The following is a 19,946-nucleotide window of genomic DNA, read 5'->3' as shown; positions in this document are numbered from 1 at the left end:
CGACTTTGGGTCGCTGCAATAGGTGATAATGGACAAATGTTCAAGTTAATCGTGAGGGAGGAGCTCGATATGGCGTCTGCCGATCGTTCCACGTTGTTTATCAATGCGACCATTCTGGATGGTTCGGAGCATATGGAGCCGCAGCCCGATATGGCCGTGACTGTTGAGCGCGGCGTCATCACCTGGATGGGGCCGAGTGCTGTGGCGCAGGCGCCCGCGGGTGCCGAGGTTATCGACCTGGATGGTGCGTATCTCATGCCCGGTCTCATCAATATGCACGTGCACCTGTGCGGCTCGGGCAAGCCTGTCTCGGCCGGCGATGCGGGAGCGCTGATGAAGAAACTCGATAATCCCGTGGGCCGTGCTATCGTCCGCCGCATCCTCAAGGGCAGTGCCCAGCAGCAGCTGGCAAGCGGCGTGACCACGGTGCGCGGCGCGGGCGACCCGTTGTTTGCCGACATTGCCGTGCGCGACGCTATCGACGCCGGCAAGTATCAGGGTCCGCGCCTGGTAGCGCCGGGAACGGGCGTCACGGTGCCGGGCGGTCATGGCGCGGGCTTGTTCGCCCAGGTGGCCAACAGCCCCGTCGAGGCGGCCGAGCAGGTGCGAGACCTGTATGCGCGCGGCGCCGACGTCATTAAGCTGTTCGTAACGGGCGGTGTGTTCGATGCGACCGAGGTGGGCGAGCCGGGCGTGCTGCGTATGCCGGTGGAGGTTGCCGCGGCGGCGTGCAAGGCGGCGCACGAGGTGGGCCTGCCGGTTATGGCTCATGTCGAGAGCACCGAGGGCGTGAAGGCCGCGCTTGAGGCCGGGGTCGACACGATCGAGCACGGTGCCCCGATGACGCCCGAGATCCTGGAGTTGTACCGCGGCGCCGCGGGCACGCAGCTCGAGGGACGCGCACCGAGCGTGACCTGCACGATCAGCCCGGCGCTGCCGTTTGTATTGCTCGACCCGGAAAAGACCCATTCGACCGATACACAAAAGAAGAACGGCGACATCGTGTGCTCGGGCATCATCGAGAGCGCCCGTGCCGCACTGGAAGCTGGCATTAAGGTGGGCCTGGGCACGGACTCAAGCTGCCCGTTCGTGACGCAGTACGACATGTGGCGTGAGGTTGCCTATTTTGTCAAGTATGTCGGTGTGAGCAACGCCTTCGCGCTGCATACGGCCACGCAGGTCAATGCCGAGCTCCTGAGGCTGGGCGGCGAGACCGGTACGATCGAGTGCGGCAAGGCCGCCGATATCCTGGTGACGCGCAAGAATCCGCTCGATGACCTGTGCGCTCTGCGTGAGCCGATACATGTGATGTGTCGCGGCGATCTGGTGCGCAAGCTCAAGGTGAAGCGTGTTCCCGAGGTGGACGCCGAGCTCGACGCGATTATGGCCATGCCCGCCGAAGCGCTGGCTGAGGAGCTGGCCCGCGACGGTGTGGCGTAGATGTGACAAAGGTGCAGCTCCGTTGCCGCATACAAAAAGCCGAGGTCTCAACACGAGGCCTCGGCTTTTTTATCGAACAAATACTTAAGATTTGGGACAAACAAACCTGATTAATTTGTCCCGCGTGCGGGCGCTAGGAGCGGGTTTCCATCTTAGCGTGGCACTTGGGGCAGGTGACGCGGATCTTGCCTTTGCCCTTGGGGACGGAGAGCATCTGGCCGCAGTTGGGGCACTTGAGGTATGCCGTAGTTTTGCGGCCCTTCCACATCTTCTTGGCCGTGCGCTTGGCACGCTCAAAGTCTTCCTTGCTCGTTCCAGTTGCGCGCGAGGTGCTGGCCGCTGCAGTTCCACCGCCCAAGCTGGCGACGAACTTGCCCAAGCCGGGGACGTTCGCGGTCGCGGCGACAAAGGCCGCGTTTTCCTTGCGACGTGCGTCGATGTTTTTGGACAGGCCGCGCAGCACGCCAATCACGATTACGGCGATGGCAATCCAGCTGAGCCACTGGATGTGGGCTATCGATCCGATCATCGCGATGACGATGCCGGCAAAACCCATCACGATGGTGAGTTCATCGGCACCATTGCGACCCGTCATAAAGTCATTCATGCAAATTGCCTTTCGTTCGATATGCTGCACGCCTTTATACCCGATTTAGAGCAAGGGGGACAGGTCAATCTGCACCAATGTGGTGCAAACGTACCTGTCCCCGATACACCAAGATGGTGCAAAGCAGTCTGTCCCCAATGCCCCAATTACTTGGAGAGCTTGTCGACGACGCGTTCGATCTCGGCGAGCTTGGCGGCTTTGAGGTCCTCGTCGCCCGATTCGATTGCCGAAGTCACGCAGCCCTCGATATGCGCCTTGAGCACGTCGGCGTTGATGCGCGCAATGAGCGCCTGCGTTGCCATGAGCTGCGTGGAAATATCGACGCAGTAGCGGTCCTCCTCGACCATCCGCAGGATGCCGTCGATCTGACCGCGTGCCGTCTTGAGCATGCGGGTCACCGATTTATGGTCTGCCATCATGGCGGGTCCTCGTTTCTGGTCGGGGTGCGCGTGGGTCGTTACGCGGCGGTTACGGACAGGGCGTGGAACTTCTCGCCGGCGCCCTCGACGGTGGCAGCGAGCTGCTCGGCGGTCACGGTGTCGGCACACTCCACCTGGACGGTCTGAGTCTCGTGATCGGCGTCGGCGTCGGTCACGCCGGCCACGTTGAGCAACGCCGTCTCGACGGTGGCGTCGCAGTGGCCGCACATGAGGCCGGAAGTCTTGATTGTGAAACGCATGGATATTCCTCTCTGTTGTGTCGGCTTTCCCAGGCACCCGACCTTGACCTTCAAACCGTCGCTCGCGTACCAAAGTACGCGTCGCTCCTCTTTCAGGTCAATCTCGGGCACCTGGAAAACCCGTTCTAAATGGACTTAATGGTGAGCCTATTTTGCCACTTTGGATCTAAAAGTTCGCAGGCGCAGGGCATTGCTTACGACGCACACGCTCGACAGGCTCATGGCCGCGGCGCCGAACATCGGCGAGAGCTGCCAACCGGTGAGGGGGAAGAACACGCCCGCCGCCAGCGGAATGCCGATGCCGTTGTAGAACAGCGCCCAGAACAGGTCCTGCTTGATGTTGCGAATCGTGGCGCGCGAAAGCTCGATGGCGCGGGCGACGTCCATGAGGTTGCCGCGCATGAGTACCACGTCGGCGCCCTCCTTGGCGATGTCGGCACCGGTGCCGATGGCAAGGCCCACGTCGGCGCGCGCCAGGGCGGGGGAGTCGTTGATGCCGTCGCCCACCATGGCGACCTTGCTGCCCGCATCCTGCAGCTTGCGCACGTGGCGCTCCTTGTCGGCGGGGAGGACGTCGGCGATGACCTGCTTGCTGTTCAGTCCCACGCGGCGGGCGATTGCTTCGGCCGTCACACGGTTGTCGCCGGTGAGCATGCGCACGTCGACGCCGAGCATGCGGAGCGCGGTGATGGCCTTGGCGCTCGTCTCTTTGACCTCATCAGCCACGGCGATGGTACCGACGAGCTCGCCGTTCTTGGCAAAGAACAGTGGCGTCTTGCCCTCGGCGGCGAACTGTTCGGCAAGGCCGGCGGGCACCTTCGCGCCCAGCTCGTCCATCAGGCGTGCGTTGCCGGCTGCAATGGCGTTTTGCCCCTCGCGCGCCGTCACGCCACGTCCGGGCACGGCGGCAAAGTCCTCGACCATGCGCGCCACGATTCCGCGCGCCTCGCACTCGGCCATAATTGCCTCGGCCAGCGGGTGCTCGCTCGAGCGCTCCAGCGCGGCAGCCAGCTTGAGCAGCGCCTTTTCGCTCATGGCGGGCGAGCCGTCGGCGCGCGTGGCCACCTCAATGTCGGTTACAGTCGGCTTGCCGCGGGTGACGGTGCCCGTCTTATCGAGCACCACGGTGCCCACGCTGCGCAGGTTCTCCAGCGCCTCGGCGCTCTTAAACAGAATGCCCATCTCGGCGCCCTTGCCGGTGCCCACCATAATGGCGACGGGCGTGGCCAGGCCCAGCGCGCATGGGCAGCTGATCACCAGCACGGCGACGGCGGAGGTAAGCGCTTCGTTGATGCTTCCGGTCAGTACCATCCACGCCACAAAAGTTACGGCAGAGATTACAAACACCACGGGCACGAACACGCCGGCGACCTTGTCGGCCATGCGGGCGATGGGCGCCTTGGTGGCGTTGGCGTCCTCGACGAGCTGGATAATCTTGGCGAGCGACGTGTCGGCGCCCACGTGCGTGGCACGGAAGGTAAACGAGCCCGTGCGGTTGACCGTGGCCGCGTTGACGGTGGCACCGGCGGTCTTTTCCACGGGGATGGACTCGCCGGTGAGCGCACTCTCGTCCACGGCCGAGCTGCCCTCGAGCACCACGCCATCGACGGGGATGGACTCTCCGGGGCGCACGCGCAGGACCTGGCCGGGAAGGATGCTGTCGACGTCGACGGTGGTTTCGGTACCGTCGTCGGCAACGACGGTCGCGGTCTTGGGTGCCAAGTCGATGAGCGCCTCGATAGCGCCGCCGGTTTTGGATTTGCTGCGTGTCTCGAGGTATTTGCCCACGGTGACCAGCGACAGGATGGTGCCGGCGCTCTCAAAATACAGGTTGTCCATGCTCGTCATCATGGCCTCGTGCACCTGACCTGTGGCCAGCTGGTCGGCCATGATAAACATGGCATAGAGCGACCAGGCGATCGACGCGGTGGCGCCGACGGCGATGAGAGCGTCCATGGTCGGCGCGCCGTGCGCGAGCGATTTAAACCCGCTGATAAAGTACGCGTCGTTGACGTAGACGATGGGGATGAGCAGGACGAGCTCGGTGAGCGCGAGCGTCATGCTGTGGGTATGGTCGGTGAAAATGCCGGGTAGCGGCCAGCCAAGCATGTGCCCCATGCCTATGTAGAACAGTGGGATGAGGAATACGATCGAGACGATGAGGCGGGTGCGCATGGCGGAGGCGGCGGCCTCCAGCTTTTTGGTAGGCGACTCCATATGGGCGGCGCCGGACCTGGCTTGCGCACTGCCGTTTGAGCCGGCGGCACCGGTGCCCACATCGACGGGCGAGGCCGAGTAGCCCGCGCGGTCGACGGCGGTGCAGATATCGTCGGGGGAGACCTGCGCGGGGTCGTAGTCCACCAGCATAGAGCCGGCGAGCAGATTGACCGCGACGCTTTGGACGCCGTCGAGCTTGCTCACGGCGCGGTCCACGTGCGCCTGACAGGCGGCGCATGTCAGGCCACCCACATCGAATTTATCTTGAGCCATGGCTTCTCCTTTCTGTGGCTCGGTATTGGAATTGTTAACCTGCCGATACTATACACCCATACCCCCTGGGGGTGTCTAGTACAGAAAGAAATATATGACATTTCGTTACGGATGAGGGCGGCTGCTCAATCGTTGGCAGTCTCTGCCAAACATCTCAATCTGTAACATCTGGGGACCGTTTTGCCTGCTAGATGTTACAGATCGAGACAGACTGTCCGCGGTCAACTCAAATGTCTTGATCTGTAACATCTAGAGAGGTTTTTGACCCCTTACTGTTACAGATTGAGATGTTGTCTCGCGGGGTTGGGGTTTGTCTCGTTCTGTAACATCTAGACCCGTATCTGCCGAGCTAGTGTTACAGATCGAGACAATTGCCGGGGAGGGGTCCCGTCACGGCAAGACGCCCACCGCCTAGATACAGAACCCAGGGATCACACAGTTTCGCTTATTTGGCTTTTCCGCAGGCGTTGCGTACGTAAAGACGTCGCCGTCGTGTCCCACGCGATTCAAATAGAGCGTGCCTTCGGTCTCCGATGAGTCGGGGCTCACCGTGCGCTCCCACCAGCAGGTGTCCTTGCCCTTCCACTGGCGGACCATCGTCTCGTTCGTGGAATACGGGCTCACCTTGAGCTCGCGGAAGAGCTGGTACTCCTTGCCCTCGCCGTTGTAGATGTCTGCCAGGTAGTGATAGTCCTTGGCAAACGAATAGGGCGGTTGCGTACCGCACAGCTCGACCATGGCGGGCAGCCAAAGGGTTGCGGGCAACTCGCTCAGACACGATGCGCTTCTGGCGGCGCCAACGTTGTTCGAGACCTTTTTGACAGATTTGATGAGTGCGCGCAACTCGTTGGGCAGCAGCTTAAGGCCGTCGCCGTTGAGCCATTCCCGCAGCTCGCAATCTGCCCAGCCGGCGCTCGGCGGTTCAGCCGCAGCGTTGCGCTCGGCAATACCCGCATCGAACATAAACGTCAGTCCGGCCTTGCCCGTCCCGTCCAGAAGCTCATCGTGGCGGATGCCCACAAGCTGCGCGCCAACCTGCAGCCCGTTGGTGAGCGTGACACGCTTGGTACACGGATAGGGGATATGCCCGTTGTCATCGAGCAGATGATAGCGCTTGGCAATCTCGCGTGCCTCGCTACGGGTCTCGGCAGCCTTAATCTTGAGCGAAATCTCCTGCAGCTGATCCCAGGCGTAGTCGTCAAGCGAACCGCGGATGCCGTCCAGGTAGTCGGGGATACCAAAGCCATGGGTTGCCGCCCCGATAACGCCGAGCCCCGCAACGGCCGCGACAACGCCACCGATTATAAAGCGGCGGCGGGTCATGGCATCGTGCCGGGCCTGCTCCAGAATCTCTCGCGCTCGCTCGCCGGCGACGTCGACCTTAAGGTGCGTGCCAGAATCGATATCGATTGCGGCGTCACTGCCCGCGCCTTCGCGGCCCTCGGATTCGGCATCGGTGAGGTATGCCGAGAGCACCTCGAGCATCTGCTGCTCGGTGGGACGATCGCACTGCTCGACTGAGAGACCCTTCATGATGATTTGGACGAGCGCTTCATCGCCCTCGCAGCGCGGCTCGAGCGGTGCCGGCTTGGTCTTGGTCTTTACGAGATAGAACGAGCCGGTTGCAGCGGCGTCCGTCGACTCAAAGTCAAACGGTTTGCGACCGCTGTAGAGCTGGTACAGAATGCTCGAAAGCGCATAGACGTCGATTGCCGGCGAACGGCGAAGGGCCGCGATGCCTTCGATATCCTGCGTGAGCATCTCGGGCGCGGCGTATGCGGGCGTGGCAAAGCGCCAGATGTCGGCGCGCCGGGTGATCGTGTCGTCGCCGAGAGCCATGGTCGCGGAGCCCATGTCGATGAGGCAGGGGTCAAAGGAGCAATCGGCAATCTGCTGCTCGAGCGTTCGGCTGGTGGTGCGGAACATAATATTGGCAGGCGACAGGTCGCGATGGACGACCGGATTCACGAGGCCTTGGGTCATCAAGAGCGTACGAAGCACGGCGTTTCCGACGGCGGCGACCATCTGGGTGGTCAGCCCGCCCGAGGCGTCGTGAGGAAGCAGGGGCAGCGCCTGCTTGAGTGAGGTGCCCTCGACCCACTCCATGAGGATGAGCGGGTCGTCCTCGCACGATCCGTAGCCATAGACGCGCGGAAATCCGCGCAGGTGCGAGACGGTACACAGATGACGGTACTCCTCGAACAACGCGGCGGTGTTGGCCAGGTGCGCGGCCGATTGCTCGGCGGAGCGGTCGGGGGCTTGGTCGGAAAGGATGGCGTTGTCCTTGAGCAGCTTGACGGCAAAGACTTCGCCGCTCGTGTTGGTCGCGCGGAGCACATGTCCGATATTGCCGCCGTCGCGGTATGCCGTCTGAAGAATAAGCGTCATAAACCGACGCTTGGCGTCGTCCTCGGCGCTGGGGTCGACCGCCACGGCGGTATCGAACGTATCGAGACGGATGAGTTTGTCGCCATAGGCGCTATTGGTAGTATCCATGGCGTTCCTTTGTCTGGCATGGGTTGCCGCACGTATACGTGAGCAGTGCGGTTATCGGTAAAGTACCATAATAGCCGCACTGCTCACGTATGCCGCTGGGTATTGTCGTTTACGACGTAGAAAGTAGCAGACGAAAGACGGGCGATGACCGTCTTTCGATCACCGTCCGCGCTAGTCCACAATGACGAGGAATGTCGTGTAGAGACCCAGATGGAGCCTGTCGCTGTTTTCGATTTCTACTGGGGGATAGATCTTGCCGGGCTCGCGTTGGTCGCGCGGCGGCTCGATTACGATATCGCCGTCGCCTGCACCCGATTCGAGCACCGTGCCGTTGGTCGATCCAAGGCCCTGGGCGTACCAGTGCTCACCCTCAAGCCAAATGCGAAGATGTTCGCGCGATGCGTCGGCGCCCACATCGGTAATGCTGGGCGAGGTTTTGGGCAAAGAACCAATCACGGTGCCGCGCGGATCGCGTGTGAGGGGATGGATTTGCATGTCGACGCAGTTGTCGGCATGTGTCCTGAGCAGACCAAGGTTGGGGGCGACGGCGCGCGGCTGCTCCAGGCTGCCTATAAAGTCACGTCCGACGGTAGTTTCGGTGGTGCCAAAGTGCCCGCCCGTCTTGCTGTCGCAAAAGCGCTCGACGGTGGCCACGCCTTGAACGGGATCGGCAAGTGCGCCCGTCGCCACAAAGAGCATCAAGAAGAGCGTGCTTTTCTCGCGCACGGCATTGCCGTCAAAGTTGTCGATGCGATTGAGGGCATTTGCATATAGGCGGCTGTCCAGCTTGTAGCTGGCGAGAGCCGACATCATTTCGTTGGCGGCCGGACCGCGATAGTGCTCGGCGATTGCCTGATAGGCGGACTCGCCGCCGCCGAGCTTGCTGCAGATTGCCGCGGAAAGGTTGAGCGTGGCGACGATAAAGTCGCTGTAGATGGCGGGCGCGCACTGGTCAGGCTCGCGATGGACGATGTAACGGGTGAGGTACGAGCGGTTGGAAGAGCATTTCTCGAGCAGGGTGCTGCCGAGATAAGAGTTTCCATTGATAAGCATTCGGGCGATCTCGAGATGTTTAAGACCGCCGAACGAGCGAATATCGTTATAGAGGATCGAGCACGGCGTCTTTGTTGCCACAAATACCTCCTTTGATTGCTTTCTAACCAATATGGCGATAGAAATTAATGGCTCCCGGTGGGCATCGTATTAAATGGCTGCGCAATATGTTGCGTAGCCAAAGCAGCATTATAGGTCATATGTGCGAAGTCGCAGGAAGAGCGAGAGATTTGGTTTTGACTGTACGGAAATCCCTCCCTGTCTTGTTCTGTAACACCTGAGGCAGGTTTTGCCCCGTAACTGTTACAGATTGAGACAATCGGCCCGGGCCCGCCTCATCCGCCTCGTCATCTGTGGTTTACGTGGGGGCATACGGAGTACGGGTATACTAACCGGCGGCGAATCTGCTCCATCGCTTAGAGCTGCTGCGTCTGGACGGCGCGTGATAGGGCTGCCAAAGCGATCGCCAGCGTGCTGAGCAACGTCCTCTCTGTGCGCACCCGTTTTTGTATGTATTAGCGCACTACCAAGCACGCCCGCGCGGCCGCATGCCGTGCCCATTGCGCGTGCAGATAAGGAACAACAACATATGCGTAATTCTGTATCCGACGTCACGGACGCCGAGATTCTGGACGAGACCCGCGAGGCCATGACCCAGGCTGCCTTCGATGCCGCCGATGAGGCAAATGCCGCCCAGGCCGTCGAGTCCGCTACCGAGAGCCTGCCCGCCTTTGAAGAGCTGGGCCTTTCCGACGAAATGCTTCGTGCTATCGAGAGCCTGGGCTACACGGCGCCGACGCCCGTGCAAGCCGGTTCGATCCCCGTGGTGCTCGAGGGCCGCGACTTGCTTGCCGCCGCTCAGACCGGCACCGGCAAGACGGCCGCCTTTTTGCTGCCGACCATGAACAATCTGGAGCACATCGCTCCTCCCAAACCCGTGCGCGAGCGCGGCTCCCGCAACCGCCGTCGCGGTGCTAAAAAGCCCGAGGGCAACGGCCGTGGTCCCGTGATGCTCGTCATCACCCCTACGCGCGAACTTGCCCAGCAGATCGACGAGGTCGCGAGCAAGATCGCCGACGTCACCGGCCATGTCGCCGTGACCGTCGTGGGCGGCGTGAGCTACAAGCCGCAGACCGCGGCGCTCAAGTACGGCTGTGACATCCTGGTCGCCACGCCGGGTCGTCTGGTCGACCTGATCGAGCAGGGCGCCTGTCATCTGAACGAGGTCAAGGTCTTGGTGCTCGACGAGGCCGACCGCATGCTCGACATGGGCTTTTTGCCCGCCGTCCGCCGCATTGTGCGCGAGACGCCGGCCGAGCGCCAGACGCTGCTGTTCTCGGCGACGCTCGACGAGGAGGCCGTGGGCGAGATCACCGACCTGGTGAGCGACCCGGCCCGCGTGGAGATCGCGCCTGCCACGTCGACCGCCGACACCGTCGACCAGTTTGTGTTCCCTGTGTCCATCGAGGCCAAGAACAACCTGCTGCCCGAGTTCCTCAAGAAGGAGGGCCCGGAGCGCACTATCGTCTTTATGCGCACCAAGCACCGCGCCGACAGCTGCTGCCGTCGTCTGGAGCGTAAGGGCATCAAGGCCGCCGCGATTCACGGCAACCGCAGCCAGGCTCAGCGCGAGCGTGCCCTTTCGGCCTTCCGCGACGGTACCGTCGACGTGTTGGTGGCAACCGACGTGCTCGCCCGCGGCATCGACATCAGCGATGTGCGCTACGTCGTGAACTTTGACGTGCCGGCTGAGCCGACCGACTACATCCACCGTATTGGCCGCACGGGCCGCGCTGGCGAGCTGGGCTGGGCCATTACGTTTGTGACCGAGCAGGATGTCGATGAGTTCTACGAGATCGAGAAGCTCATGGACAAGACGGCCGACATTTATGACGCCGGCGACCTGCATGTGGGCCCCAATCCGCCCGCGGTTGACCCCGAGCGCGATCCTGCGGCCTTTAAGGTGAAGAAGAAGACCAAGCGCGGCAAGTCCAAGAGCAAGAAGAAGCTCGAGCAGGCACGTCGCGACGGCAAGCGCAACGGCGACGATTACGGCGATGTGGCCGGTCGTTCCAACCGCGGTCGCGACGAGCGCCGCAGCGACGGCGAGCGCCCGAGTCGTCCCAAGCGTGGCGGCAAGACCCGCGTGCGCGAGGGCGTTCAGGCTCGCGTGGACGAGGCTGTTGAGAGCGTGGCTCGCGAGGTAGCTGCCGAGGAGCGCGGCGGTGCTGGTGCCGCTGAGCAGCCTGCGCGCGGCAACCGTGCCGAGCGTCGTGCCAAGCAGTTCCAGGGCGAGGCACACCGCCGTCGTCGTGAGGACGAGGACCGCGGCGGTCGTCGTCGTGTCGAGCGCGAGGACGAGGGCCGCGGTTCGCGCGGTGGCAAGCGCGGTGCGGGCGACCGCCGGCGTTCCGGTCGTGATGACGAGCGCGGCGGCCGTAATGAGCGTCGCGGCGGCGAGGGTCGCGGTGAGCGTACTGCCCGTGGCGGTGAGTCCCGTGGCGGCAAGCGCTTTGAAGAGCGCGGTAGCCGCGGCGGCGAGCGTCGCGAGGGTGCTCGCGGCAATGGCGGCCGCGGCGGCGCTGGTCGTTCTAACGAGTCGCGTGATCGTCGTGACCCGCGTGCCAGCCGCGATCGTCGCGATGACTGGCGCAACTACGACGATACCCGCGAGGAGCGTCGCGGCGGCTATCGTGGTGGTCGTGGCGGCAACCAGGCCGGCTCTCGTGGCGGCCGCGCCGGCGGTCGCGATAACCGTGGCAGCTACGGCAACAGCCGTGGCGGCAAGCGCGGCGGCAGCTCCCGTCGCCCCGGTGACGGCGGCGGCAAGCGCAAGTAACATACGCATCGCCCGCTAGAGCGAGGTGAACCAAGGGCCCCGAGCAACTACGTTCGGGGCCCTTTTTGTTTGCCGTATCCGATTGCTAGTTCAAATGTGATTTCCTTGGGAATGCATCCAGAGGATGCCGTGGGCCTGTTTCCTGCCATGCGGCAATGGGTCCCATGGGGTGCGCCGCGCATTTTTTGGAGTATTCTGCAGTTCGAGTTGTCTGCATATGATTCGACGTCGCCAACGGTGGCCTTCTGATATCCCTGGCGAGCGTTCTGAGTCAGATTTCGCCGTTTTCCGGAGCAGGGGCGCGTCATTCTCGCCATGTCGGGACTTAGAATGATACGGCGCCCTACAGTTTTGCCCACCCGCGGCGGTGCTGGCGTGGTTACGTTGCAGAATACTCAGTTTTTTTGCACGTGCTGGGATGGGGTACCTCAGGAGAACACGGCGGCATCCCGTAAATATATACAATCTGTACCGTAATTTATACAAAACGAAGAGGCAGACAGCGTAGGGTGGGTGCATTGGGGTGCTTGGTGCACCAAAACGGGGATCCCATGCGCCGTATACTCTGTCTGAATGTGAAAACGGCTTGACGCGTTGCCAGGCGTAGGGGGAGGGTGCCTCGATGAGCGTATTCGAAATTGTGTTTAGCCCGACGGGTGGAACGCGGAAGGTGTCTGGCCTTATGGCCGGGGCGCTGGACAAGAATACCGTTACCGTCGATCTGACCGATAGCGGGCTAGATTTCAGCGATGTCTCGATGACTGAGGACGACGTGGCCGTAATCTCTGTGCCGGCGTATGCCGGTAGAATCCCGGCTGTGGTGGCTGACCGGTTGGGCATGGTGCGAGGCAACGGGGCTCGGGCAGTTTTGGTTTGTGTATACGGAAACCGCGCGTTTGAGGACACGCTCGTAGAGCTGGAGGACGTTGCGAAGCGCGCCGGATTTAGGGTGGTTGCAGCGGTTTCTGCTATTGCTGAGCATTCCGTTGCTCGTCAGTTTGCTGCTGGGCGACCGGATGCGCAGGATGCGGCGCAGCTCGCAGAGTTTGCGCAGCAAATTCTGCAAAAGCTGTTGGCTGAGGATGCGTCCGAGCCCTCTATCCCCGGCAATCGTCCTTATAAACAAGCTGGGGGTCACCGCATGGCACCCGAGGCAACAGAGGATTGCGTCTCCTGCGGTGCATGCGCCGCGGCGTGCCCCGTTTGTGCTATCGACAAGGGTGACCCCAAACGAGCAGCTGGCGAGGCGTGCATCTCCTGCATGCGCTGCATTGCCGTATGTCCGCGAGGCGCTCGTAAGCTTGATCCCAACAAGCTATCCGCTGTTTCCCAGATGCTGAGCAAGGTTTGCGTCGTGCGGAAGGAATGCGAGCTCTTTATCTAGCGCATACGAAATTGGTGCAATGGGACCAGGTTAATCTGCACCAACCTGGTGTAAACAGACCTGTCCCCAATGCACCAGAGTGAGGAGTGTCCCCGAGTGCCGGCAGAAAAGGAACGTCCCTAAGTGCCGCTTAAATACCGTTTATCGAAGAAAAAATACCGCTCACCGGTCATAATGACTATTCTGGCTTTGTTGTTGCCTACAATAACCCCCGTAAAAGAAATGCGGAAGGTTACCGAGTCCCCTCGGACGTGGGCCTAACCAAAGTCTTTGATCGCGAGCGCCTCAATGGGCGCATTCGATTGATTTTGGTTGGGCTATATTTATGAAGGGACATGCCACCATGGGTTTCTTTTCTCGCCTTATGGGGGGCTCGGATAAGCAGACGACTGCAGCTTCCGAGTTCGAAATCCTCGCTCCCGTTTCCGGCGAGCTTGTTCATCTAGAAAATACCAATGACCCCGCTTTTAGCAGCCGCGCAGTGGGCGATGGCGTTGCCGTGGTCCCCCAAGAGGGAACGGTGTGCGCTCCTGTTTCCGGCACCGTCGCGGCGCTGTTTCCGACTGAGCACGCGCTGGGCATCATGTCCGATGACAGCTCTGCTCAGGTGATGCTGCATATCGGAATCGACACTGTTAAGCTTGAGGGCAAGGGCTTCCATGCGCTTGTTGCCCAGGGTGACCATGTCGACGCGGGCCAGCCCCTCGTCGAGGTCGATTTCGACGCGGTCCGCGCTGCCGGCTTTGATCCTACGGTCTTCGTTATCGTGTGCGAGCGTTCGGAGAACTCGACTCTTCGCGAGCATGCTTCCGGCCCTGTTGCTGTTAAAGAGCCTGTCATCTGGCTTTCCGAGTAAATTCTTGTGGTGGGTACCGTGGTTATCAAGCGAGTTTTTAACAACAACGTCGCAATGGTCACTTCGGACGATGGCTCCGAGCTCATCGTCATCGGTCGAGGCCTCTGCTTTGGCCGTCATGCCGGCGATGCCATCGACGAGGCGTCAGTCGAAAAGACCTACGCGTTGCAGGAGGGAACTTCTCAGGATTCGCATACGATTGACCGCTTGGCACATCTTTTGGAGTCCATCCCCACCGTCAACCTCGTGATTTCCGAGGAAATTGTTCAGATGCTTCGCCGAGAGCTCAATGCCGACATCAACGATAAGATCCTCATTGCTCTCGCAGACCATATCAGCCTTGCTTTGGAGCGTGAGCGCAAAGGCGTTCCCTGCGAGAACCCGTTGCTGCTCGAGATCCAGCAGTTCTATCGCAAGGAGTACGCGCTTGCGGGCCGTGCCCTTCAGATTATCAAGGACTATCTGGGCATTGAAATGAGCGAAGAAGAGCAGGGTTTCGTTACCTTGCATATCGTCAACGCCACCATGCCGCAGCGCTCTGACCGTCTGATCGTTTCGGTCCAGCTTGTTCGCGACGTGCTTGCGATTGTTTCCGAGCGCTATGCCACGACCCTCGACGACACCTCGCTGCCTTACGAACGTTTCGTTCGTCACCTGCAATTTTTCGCACGGCGAGCGCTCGATCCTGCCGCCGGGCAAATCAATGGCGACGCGCTGTTCCGAATCGATGAAACGGCGTATCCGCGTGCATTCTCGTGCGCGGACGCCATAGCCGCCCACTTGTCGTCTACCTATAACGTTGTCGTTACCGATGCCGAGAAGAGTTATCTCGCATATCACATTGTTAACCTGCTTGGAGAACCTGGTCTCTAGGCATAACGTGCCCACACATCGATTGATATAAGGCAAGGCTCACGGTCTTGTCCAGGGCACATCTGTCTTAATTTGCGGAAAAGGAAGGGGAGTACCGCTATGACCGCAAAAAAGAAGTTCAATTTCAAAGCGCCGTTGGAGGTGTTCGCAAAGTCGATCGTCCAGCCGATGATGTATCTCTCGGTTGCCGGCATCCTGCTCATCGTGGGCATCATTCTGACCAACAAGACCATTTGTGCTTTGGTCCCCGTACTGGGCTCCGGTCCGTTCCAGCTTGTGGGCGCCGTTGTCTATCAGTCGCTGATGTTTATCATCAACAACCTCTCGATTCTGTTTTGCGTTGGCATCGCCGGCGCCATGGCAAAGAAGAACAAGGGCCATGCTTCGCTGATCGCCCTGATGTCGTTCTTCCTGTTCCTGCAGGCTAACAACATCGTGCTCAACGCCACCGGCTCTCTTGCCGATGCGAGCGGCATGCTCGGTCTTACCGGAACCGGCCAGGCCACCGTTATGGGCATCCAGGTACTCGATACCGGCGTGTTCGGTGGCATCATCCTTGGTTGCATCACCGGTGCCGTGTTCAACAAGTACTCGAACAAGCAGTTCCCCATTGCCCTTTCGATGTTCTCGGGCGTTCGCTTTCCGTTCCTGATCATGATCATCATTTCCTGGATCATGGGCGCTGGCTTCTGCATCGTTTGGCCTCCGGTTCAGGGTGCCATCTCCTCCGTCGCCGGCATTATTAAGGAGTCGGGCAACATCGGTCTGTTTATCTACGGCATGCTCAACAAGCTGCTCGTTCCTACCGGTCTGCACCACCTCATCTACACCCCGTTCCAGTTCTCCGATGTGGGTGGCACCCTGACGCTGGGCGATCAGGTTATCGCCGGTGCCTATCCCATCCGTGTCGCCGAGATGGCAATGACGGGCCAGCCCTTCTCCGATAGCACCTACTTCAACAGCTACACCTTCAACAACCTGTGGCCCTACATCGGTATCGGTCTCGCCTTTATCTTCACCGCTTACAAGGGGAACAAGGATAAGACCAAGGCCGTTATCATCCCGCTGATCATCACCGCCGTGCTCTCCTGTGTCACCGAGCCCATGGACTTCCTCTTTGTCTTTGCCGCTCCCGTGCTCTTTGTCGTTCACTCGGTTCTTTCCGGCATCTTCCTGGTTCTGCTCAAGGTCCTCTCCGTGCCCGCTTCGACTGCAGGCGCCATCATCAACATCGCGGTTTCCAACCTGGTTCTTGGTGTTGATAAAACCAACTGGCCGGTTATGCTGGTGCTTGGAGTCGTCAACGCCGCTCTGTACTTCTTCCTCTTTACCTTCCTTATTAAGAAGCTCAACCTCCACACGCCTGGTCGCGAGGAAGAGTCCGAGCTCGCCGAGTCCGTTGCCGAGGGCGAGGCCGCCGCGTCTGTCGCGGTGAAGCAGGGCGCTGTTGCCGCGGCTCCCGCAGAGGGCGTCGATGCTGGCATTGCCGACCTGGTCGCAGGTCTTGGCGGCAAGGACAACATCGAGGAGCTCGAGAACTGCTTTACGCGTCTCCGCGTGAACGTTAAGAACCCGGACCTCATCGATGAGGACCTCATCAACCACGTGCCCAACAGCGGCATCAACCGCAACGGCAACAATATTCAGATCATCTTTGGCATGAAGGTCGCCGAGATGCGCGACAAAGTCGAGAACGCAATTGAGAAGGAGCAGTAAACAATGATCATTACTCTGTGTGGTGGCGGATCCACCTTTACCCCCGGCATCGTCAAGTCCATCGCCCTGCGCAAGGACGAGCTCGACGTTGACGAGATTCGTCTGTACGACATCAACGAGGAGCGCCAGCGCAAGATCGGCGTGCTCGTGGACTGGATTTTGCACGAGGATCTCGGCCTTGACATCAAGCTGACGGTGACCACAGACAAAAAGACGGCTTTTACCGACGCGAGCTTCGTGTTTGCCCAGATGCGCGTGGGCGGCTACGCCATGCGCGAGCAGGACGAGAAGATTCCGCTGCGTCACGGCTGCGTTGGTCAGGAGACTTGCGGTTGCGGCGGCCTTGCCTACGGCATGCGCACCATCTTCCCCATGGTCGAGCTGATCGATGACGTTGAGAAGTACGCCAAGAAGGACTACTGGATTCTCAACTACTCCAACCCTGCCGCCATCGTCTCCGAGGGCTGCCGTGTGCTGCGTCCCAACGCTCGTATCATCAACATCTGCGACATGCCGATCGCGATTATCGACGTGGTTTGCGCCGCGCTCGATATCGACAAGAAGGATGTCGAGTACGATTACTTTGGCCTCAACCACTTTGGTTGGTTCACCTCGATCCGCCACAAGGGCGAGGAGGTGCTCCCGCAGCTGCGCGAGTACATCAAGGAGCACGAGATTCTGCTGCCCGATTCCTACCTCAAGGGCATGGGCTCGCTCATGGCAAAGAAGCCCGAGGAGGCCACTGACGAGCACCCCGAGCAGAACCGTCACACCAAGGGCAGCTGGTACTACGTCTGGAAGGGCGAGTACGAGATCATGGAGTGCTTCCCGGAGTACCTGCCCAACACGTATCTGAACTACTACCTGCAGCAGAAGGAGTTCGTCGAGCATTCCAACCCCGAGCGCACCCGTGCTAACGAGGTTGAGGAGACGCGCGAGAAGAACCTCTTTGATGGTATCGATCACTACGAGAAGACGGGCGAGATCGACGAGAGCACGTTCTATGCGGGCAGCCACGGCGACTGGATTGCCGACCTGGCTATCGCTCTGAAGAACGACACCAAGCAGCGCTTCCTGGTCATTTGCGAGAACAAGGGCGCTATCCCCAACATGCCCTACGACGCCATGGTCGAGCTGCCTGCCTACATTGGCAAGAACGGCCCCGAGGTCATCAGCCGTGACAACATTCCTCTGTTCCAGCAGGGCCTCATGATGCAGCAGCTGAACTCCGAGAAGCTCATTGTCGAGGCTACGATCGAGGGTTCGTACGAGAAGGCGCTCAAGGCCTTTACGCTCAACAAGACCGTGCCGTCGATGAAGGTCGCCAAGGAGGTTCTCGACGACATGATTGAGGCCAACAAGGGTTACTGGCCCGAGCTTAAGTAAAAGCAACAGGGTCGCTGGCCGCATACCTAGAGCAATGCCCCGTCCACGTGATTGCGTGGACGGGGCATTGTCATTTGGTAACGCGTTTTATCAAATATGGCATTTATCTGCGGTAATGTTCTATTTCACCGCTGAGGGTGACATTTCATGCCGCCTGCCGAACTGCGTGGAGACCTAACAACTTTTTAGGTCAGTGTTGTGCGTGTAGCAATTTCGCCCGGCCTCGCCTCCGGGCTGCCATGTGAGAGGGGATCTTATGGCTCGACTGCATGTAATGGAACGCAGCCACGCTCAGGCCGTCATGGACGACCTGCACGATGCGCTCGGACGTCGTCTGGCGGTGAGCTCGCTCGCCCCGTGTCCCGTGGAGTTTACGGCAGCGCTCGTCAACCTGTGCTCCACCCAGAGCTGCGGCAAGTGCACGCCCTGTCGCGTGGGCCTGAGCGCGCTGAGCGACCTGCTTGCCGATGTGCTCGAAGGGCGCGCCGATGAGTCCACACTCAACCTGATTGAGCGCACGGCCCGCACCATCTACCTTTCGAGCGACTGCGCCATCGGCTACGAAGCTGGCGCCATGGCACTCACGGCCATTCGCGGCTTCCGCGACGATTTTGAGCATCACATTCGCGAGCACTCCTGCGGCTTTGATCGCGAGGCCCGCGTCCCGTGCGTCTCGGGCTGCCCGGCGCACGTCGACATTCCCGGGTACATTTCGCTCGTCGAGGCCGGCCGCTATGCCGATGCCGTCAAGGTCATCCGCAAGAACAACCCACTGCCGCTCGTCTGCGGCCTGGTGTGCGAGCATCCCTGCGAGATGCACTGTCGCCGCGGCATGGTCGATGACCCCATGAACATCCTCGCCCTCAAGCGTTTTGCCGTTGAGCACAGTGACCTCAACGACCACAAGCCGCATGTAGTGGACAACACCGGTAAGCGCGTCGCCGTGATCGGCGGCGGCCCGGCCGGCCTTTCCTGCGCCTACTACCTGGCCGTGATGGGTCATAAGGTGACCATCTTTGAGCAGCGCCACCACTTGGGCGGCATGCTGCGCTACGGCATCCCCAGCTATCGTCTGCCGCGCGAGCGCTTGCAGGCCGAGATCGACTGGATCTTGAGCGCCGGCATCGATGTGGAACTCGACCACTCCGTGAACGGCGAGGAGCTCGCCCGCCTGCGTGACGAGTTCGATGCCGTCTACTTGGCCATTGGTGCCCACAATGACAAGAAGCTCGGTCTTCCGGGCGAAGAGGCTCCCGGCGTGGAGTCGGCCGTCAAGATGCTGCGTGCCATTGGCGACGACGAGCTGCCCGACCTGAGCGGCCAGCGCGTGTGCGTCATCGGCGGCGGCAACGTGGCCATGGACGTGGCTCGCTCTGCCGTGCGCTGCGGTGCCGAAAAGGTGAGCATTGTCTACCGCCGCCGCATCTGCGATATGACAGCCCAGGACGCCGAGATTGCCGGTGCCCAGGCCGAGGGCTGCGAGGTTCTGGAGCTCACGGCGCCGCTCGCCATCGAGACGGGCGAAGATGGTCGCGTGAGCGGCCTGCGCGTGCAACCGCAGATTATCGGCGAGCCCCGTCGCGGTCGTCCGGCCCCGCGTGCCGCCGCGACGCCCGAGCGCGTCATTCCCTGCGAGCGCGTGTTCGTGGCCATCGGCCAGGACATCGATTCCAAGCCGTTTGAGGACATGGGCATCGCCTGTAAGTGGGGCTGCGTGGTCACCGACTCGGACGGCGTCGTGCCCAATTTCGATGGCCTCTTTAGCGGCGGCGACTGCCAGACCGGCCCCGCCACCGTCATCCGCGCCATCAATGCCGGCCGCGTAGCTTCGGCAAACATCGACCGCTATCTGGGCTTCGACCACAAGATCAAGCTCGACGTGGAGCTGCCGACCGTCCAGTTTAAGGGCAAGCACGAGTGCGGCCGCTGCGAGCTGGGCGAGCGCGAGGCCGGCGAGCGTATTCACGATTGGAATCTGGTCGAGCAGGGCCTTACCGAGGAGGAGGCGCGCCAGGAGGCAAGCCGCTGCCTGCGTTGCGACCACTTTGGCTTTGGCGCGTTCCGCGGAGGGAGGAATCTGGAATGGTAGAGCTCAACAACCCCACTGTCAGCGACAAGACCGAAAGC

General features: G+C 60.9%; 14 protein-coding genes. 8 read left to right on the top strand and 6 right to left on the bottom strand.

Going from position 1 to position 19,946, the window contains the following annotated elements:
• Nucleotides 1–69 precede the first annotated feature (69 nt).
• Nucleotides 70–1,440 carry an amidohydrolase family protein gene (locus AAAX59_RS04080; RefSeq protein WP_349070736.1) on the top strand — a complete coding sequence of 457 codons (1,371 nt, stop codon included), beginning with the start codon at nt 70–72 and terminating at the stop codon, nt 1,438–1,440.
• A 133-nt stretch (nt 1,441–1,573) separates the two neighbouring features.
• Here AAAX59_RS04080 and AAAX59_RS04075 read toward each other — a convergent pair whose 3' ends face one another.
• The 6 genes from AAAX59_RS04075 to AAAX59_RS04050 all read right to left on the bottom strand — a co-directional run bounded on the left by AAAX59_RS04075 (nt 1,574) and on the right by AAAX59_RS04050 (nt 8,846).
• Nucleotides 1,574–2,047 (bottom strand): hypothetical protein, encoded by a 474-nt coding sequence (locus AAAX59_RS04075; RefSeq protein WP_349070735.1) that lies wholly within the window; start codon nt 2,045–2,047, stop codon nt 1,574–1,576.
• Between the two features lie 146 nt (nt 2,048–2,193).
• Nucleotides 2,194–2,466, bottom strand: a complete 273-nt coding sequence (locus tag AAAX59_RS04070; protein ID WP_006235337.1) for a metal-sensing transcriptional repressor — start codon at nt 2,464–2,466, stop codon at nt 2,194–2,196.
• A 38-nt stretch (nt 2,467–2,504) separates the two neighbouring features.
• Nucleotides 2,505–2,726, bottom strand: coding sequence for a heavy metal-associated domain-containing protein (locus AAAX59_RS04065; RefSeq protein ID WP_349070733.1), 222 nt, complete (start codon nt 2,724–2,726; stop codon nt 2,505–2,507).
• A 147-nt stretch (nt 2,727–2,873) separates the two neighbouring features.
• Nucleotides 2,874–5,216, bottom strand: a complete 2,343-nt coding sequence (locus tag AAAX59_RS04060; RefSeq protein ID WP_349070731.1) for a heavy metal translocating P-type ATPase — start codon at nt 5,214–5,216, stop codon at nt 2,874–2,876.
• Between the two features lie 411 nt (nt 5,217–5,627).
• The gene (locus tag AAAX59_RS04055; RefSeq protein WP_349070730.1) at nt 5,628–7,712 is read right to left on the bottom strand and encodes a DUF6273 domain-containing protein; all 2,085 of its coding nucleotides are present in this window, start codon (nt 7,710–7,712) and stop codon (nt 5,628–5,630) included.
• Between the two features lie 171 nt (nt 7,713–7,883).
• Entirely contained in the window at nt 7,884–8,846 is a 963-nt protein-coding gene (locus AAAX59_RS04050; protein WP_349070728.1) for an FHA domain-containing protein, read from the bottom strand.
• Between the two features lie 508 nt (nt 8,847–9,354).
• Between AAAX59_RS04050 and AAAX59_RS04045 the strand changes: the two genes are divergently transcribed.
• From AAAX59_RS04045 to AAAX59_RS04015, 7 genes are all read left to right on the top strand, one after another.
• Nucleotides 9,355–11,604, top strand: coding sequence for a DEAD/DEAH box helicase (locus AAAX59_RS04045; RefSeq protein WP_349070727.1), 2,250 nt, complete (start codon nt 9,355–9,357; stop codon nt 11,602–11,604).
• A gap of 622 nt (nt 11,605–12,226) precedes the next feature.
• Nucleotides 12,227–12,988, top strand: coding sequence for a 4Fe-4S dicluster domain-containing protein (locus AAAX59_RS04040; protein WP_349070725.1), 762 nt, complete (start codon nt 12,227–12,229; stop codon nt 12,986–12,988).
• A gap of 343 nt (nt 12,989–13,331) precedes the next feature.
• Nucleotides 13,332–13,844 (top strand): PTS glucose transporter subunit IIA, encoded by a 513-nt coding sequence (locus AAAX59_RS04035; protein ID WP_349070724.1) that lies wholly within the window; start codon nt 13,332–13,334, stop codon nt 13,842–13,844.
• A gap of 18 nt (nt 13,845–13,862) precedes the next feature.
• Nucleotides 13,863–14,717, top strand: a complete 855-nt coding sequence (locus tag AAAX59_RS04030) for a PRD domain-containing protein (RefSeq protein ID WP_349070723.1) — start codon at nt 13,863–13,865, stop codon at nt 14,715–14,717.
• A gap of 99 nt (nt 14,718–14,816) precedes the next feature.
• Nucleotides 14,817–16,433, top strand: coding sequence for a PTS transporter subunit EIIC (locus tag AAAX59_RS04025; RefSeq protein ID WP_349070721.1), 1,617 nt, complete (start codon nt 14,817–14,819; stop codon nt 16,431–16,433).
• A 3-nt stretch (nt 16,434–16,436) separates the two neighbouring features.
• Complete coding sequence (locus tag AAAX59_RS04020; RefSeq protein ID WP_022094313.1) at nt 16,437–17,819, top strand: 6-phospho-alpha-glucosidase; 1,383 nt, start codon at nt 16,437–16,439, stop codon at nt 17,817–17,819.
• A gap of 256 nt (nt 17,820–18,075) precedes the next feature.
• Nucleotides 18,076–19,908, top strand: a complete 1,833-nt coding sequence (locus AAAX59_RS04015; RefSeq protein ID WP_349070720.1) for an NAD(P)-binding protein — start codon at nt 18,076–18,078, stop codon at nt 19,906–19,908.
• The last annotated feature ends 38 nt before the right edge of the window (nt 19,909–19,946 follow it).

The organism is Collinsella sp. CLA-ER-H2 (assembly GCF_040092405.1).
GTDB lineage: Bacteria > Actinomycetota > Coriobacteriia > Coriobacteriales > Coriobacteriaceae > Collinsella.
Note: the sequence above shows the minus strand (reverse complement) of the source record. Positions and strands in the feature narration are given on the sequence as shown.

Bases quoted from the DNA above. Each gene is read 5' to 3' on its own strand.
- AAAX59_RS04040 (WP_349070725.1), top strand. From the start codon at position 12,227: ATGAGCGTATTCGAAATTGTGTTTAGCCCGACGGGTGGAACGCGGAAG.
- AAAX59_RS04055 (WP_349070730.1), bottom strand. From the start codon at position 7,712: ATGGATACTACCAATAGCGCCTATGGCGACAAACTCATCCGTCTCGAT.
- AAAX59_RS04080 (WP_349070736.1), top strand. From the start codon at position 70: ATGGCGTCTGCCGATCGTTCCACGTTGTTTATCAATGCGACCATTCTG.
- AAAX59_RS04035 (WP_349070724.1), top strand. From the start codon at position 13,332: ATGGGTTTCTTTTCTCGCCTTATGGGGGGCTCGGATAAGCAGACGACT.
- AAAX59_RS04060 (WP_349070731.1), bottom strand. From the start codon at position 5,216: ATGGCTCAAGATAAATTCGATGTGGGTGGCCTGACATGCGCCGCCTGT.
- AAAX59_RS04020 (WP_022094313.1), top strand. From the start codon at position 16,437: ATGATCATTACTCTGTGTGGTGGCGGATCCACCTTTACCCCCGGCATC.
- AAAX59_RS04065 (WP_349070733.1), bottom strand. From the start codon at position 2,726: ATGCGTTTCACAATCAAGACTTCCGGCCTCATGTGCGGCCACTGCGAC.
- AAAX59_RS04045 (WP_349070727.1), top strand. From the start codon at position 9,355: ATGCGTAATTCTGTATCCGACGTCACGGACGCCGAGATTCTGGACGAG.
- AAAX59_RS04015 (WP_349070720.1), top strand. From the start codon at position 18,076: ATGGCTCGACTGCATGTAATGGAACGCAGCCACGCTCAGGCCGTCATG.
- AAAX59_RS04070 (WP_006235337.1), bottom strand. From the start codon at position 2,466: ATGATGGCAGACCATAAATCGGTGACCCGCATGCTCAAGACGGCACGC.
- AAAX59_RS04075 (WP_349070735.1), bottom strand. From the start codon at position 2,047: ATGAATGACTTTATGACGGGTCGCAATGGTGCCGATGAACTCACCATC.
- AAAX59_RS04025 (WP_349070721.1), top strand. From the start codon at position 14,817: ATGACCGCAAAAAAGAAGTTCAATTTCAAAGCGCCGTTGGAGGTGTTC.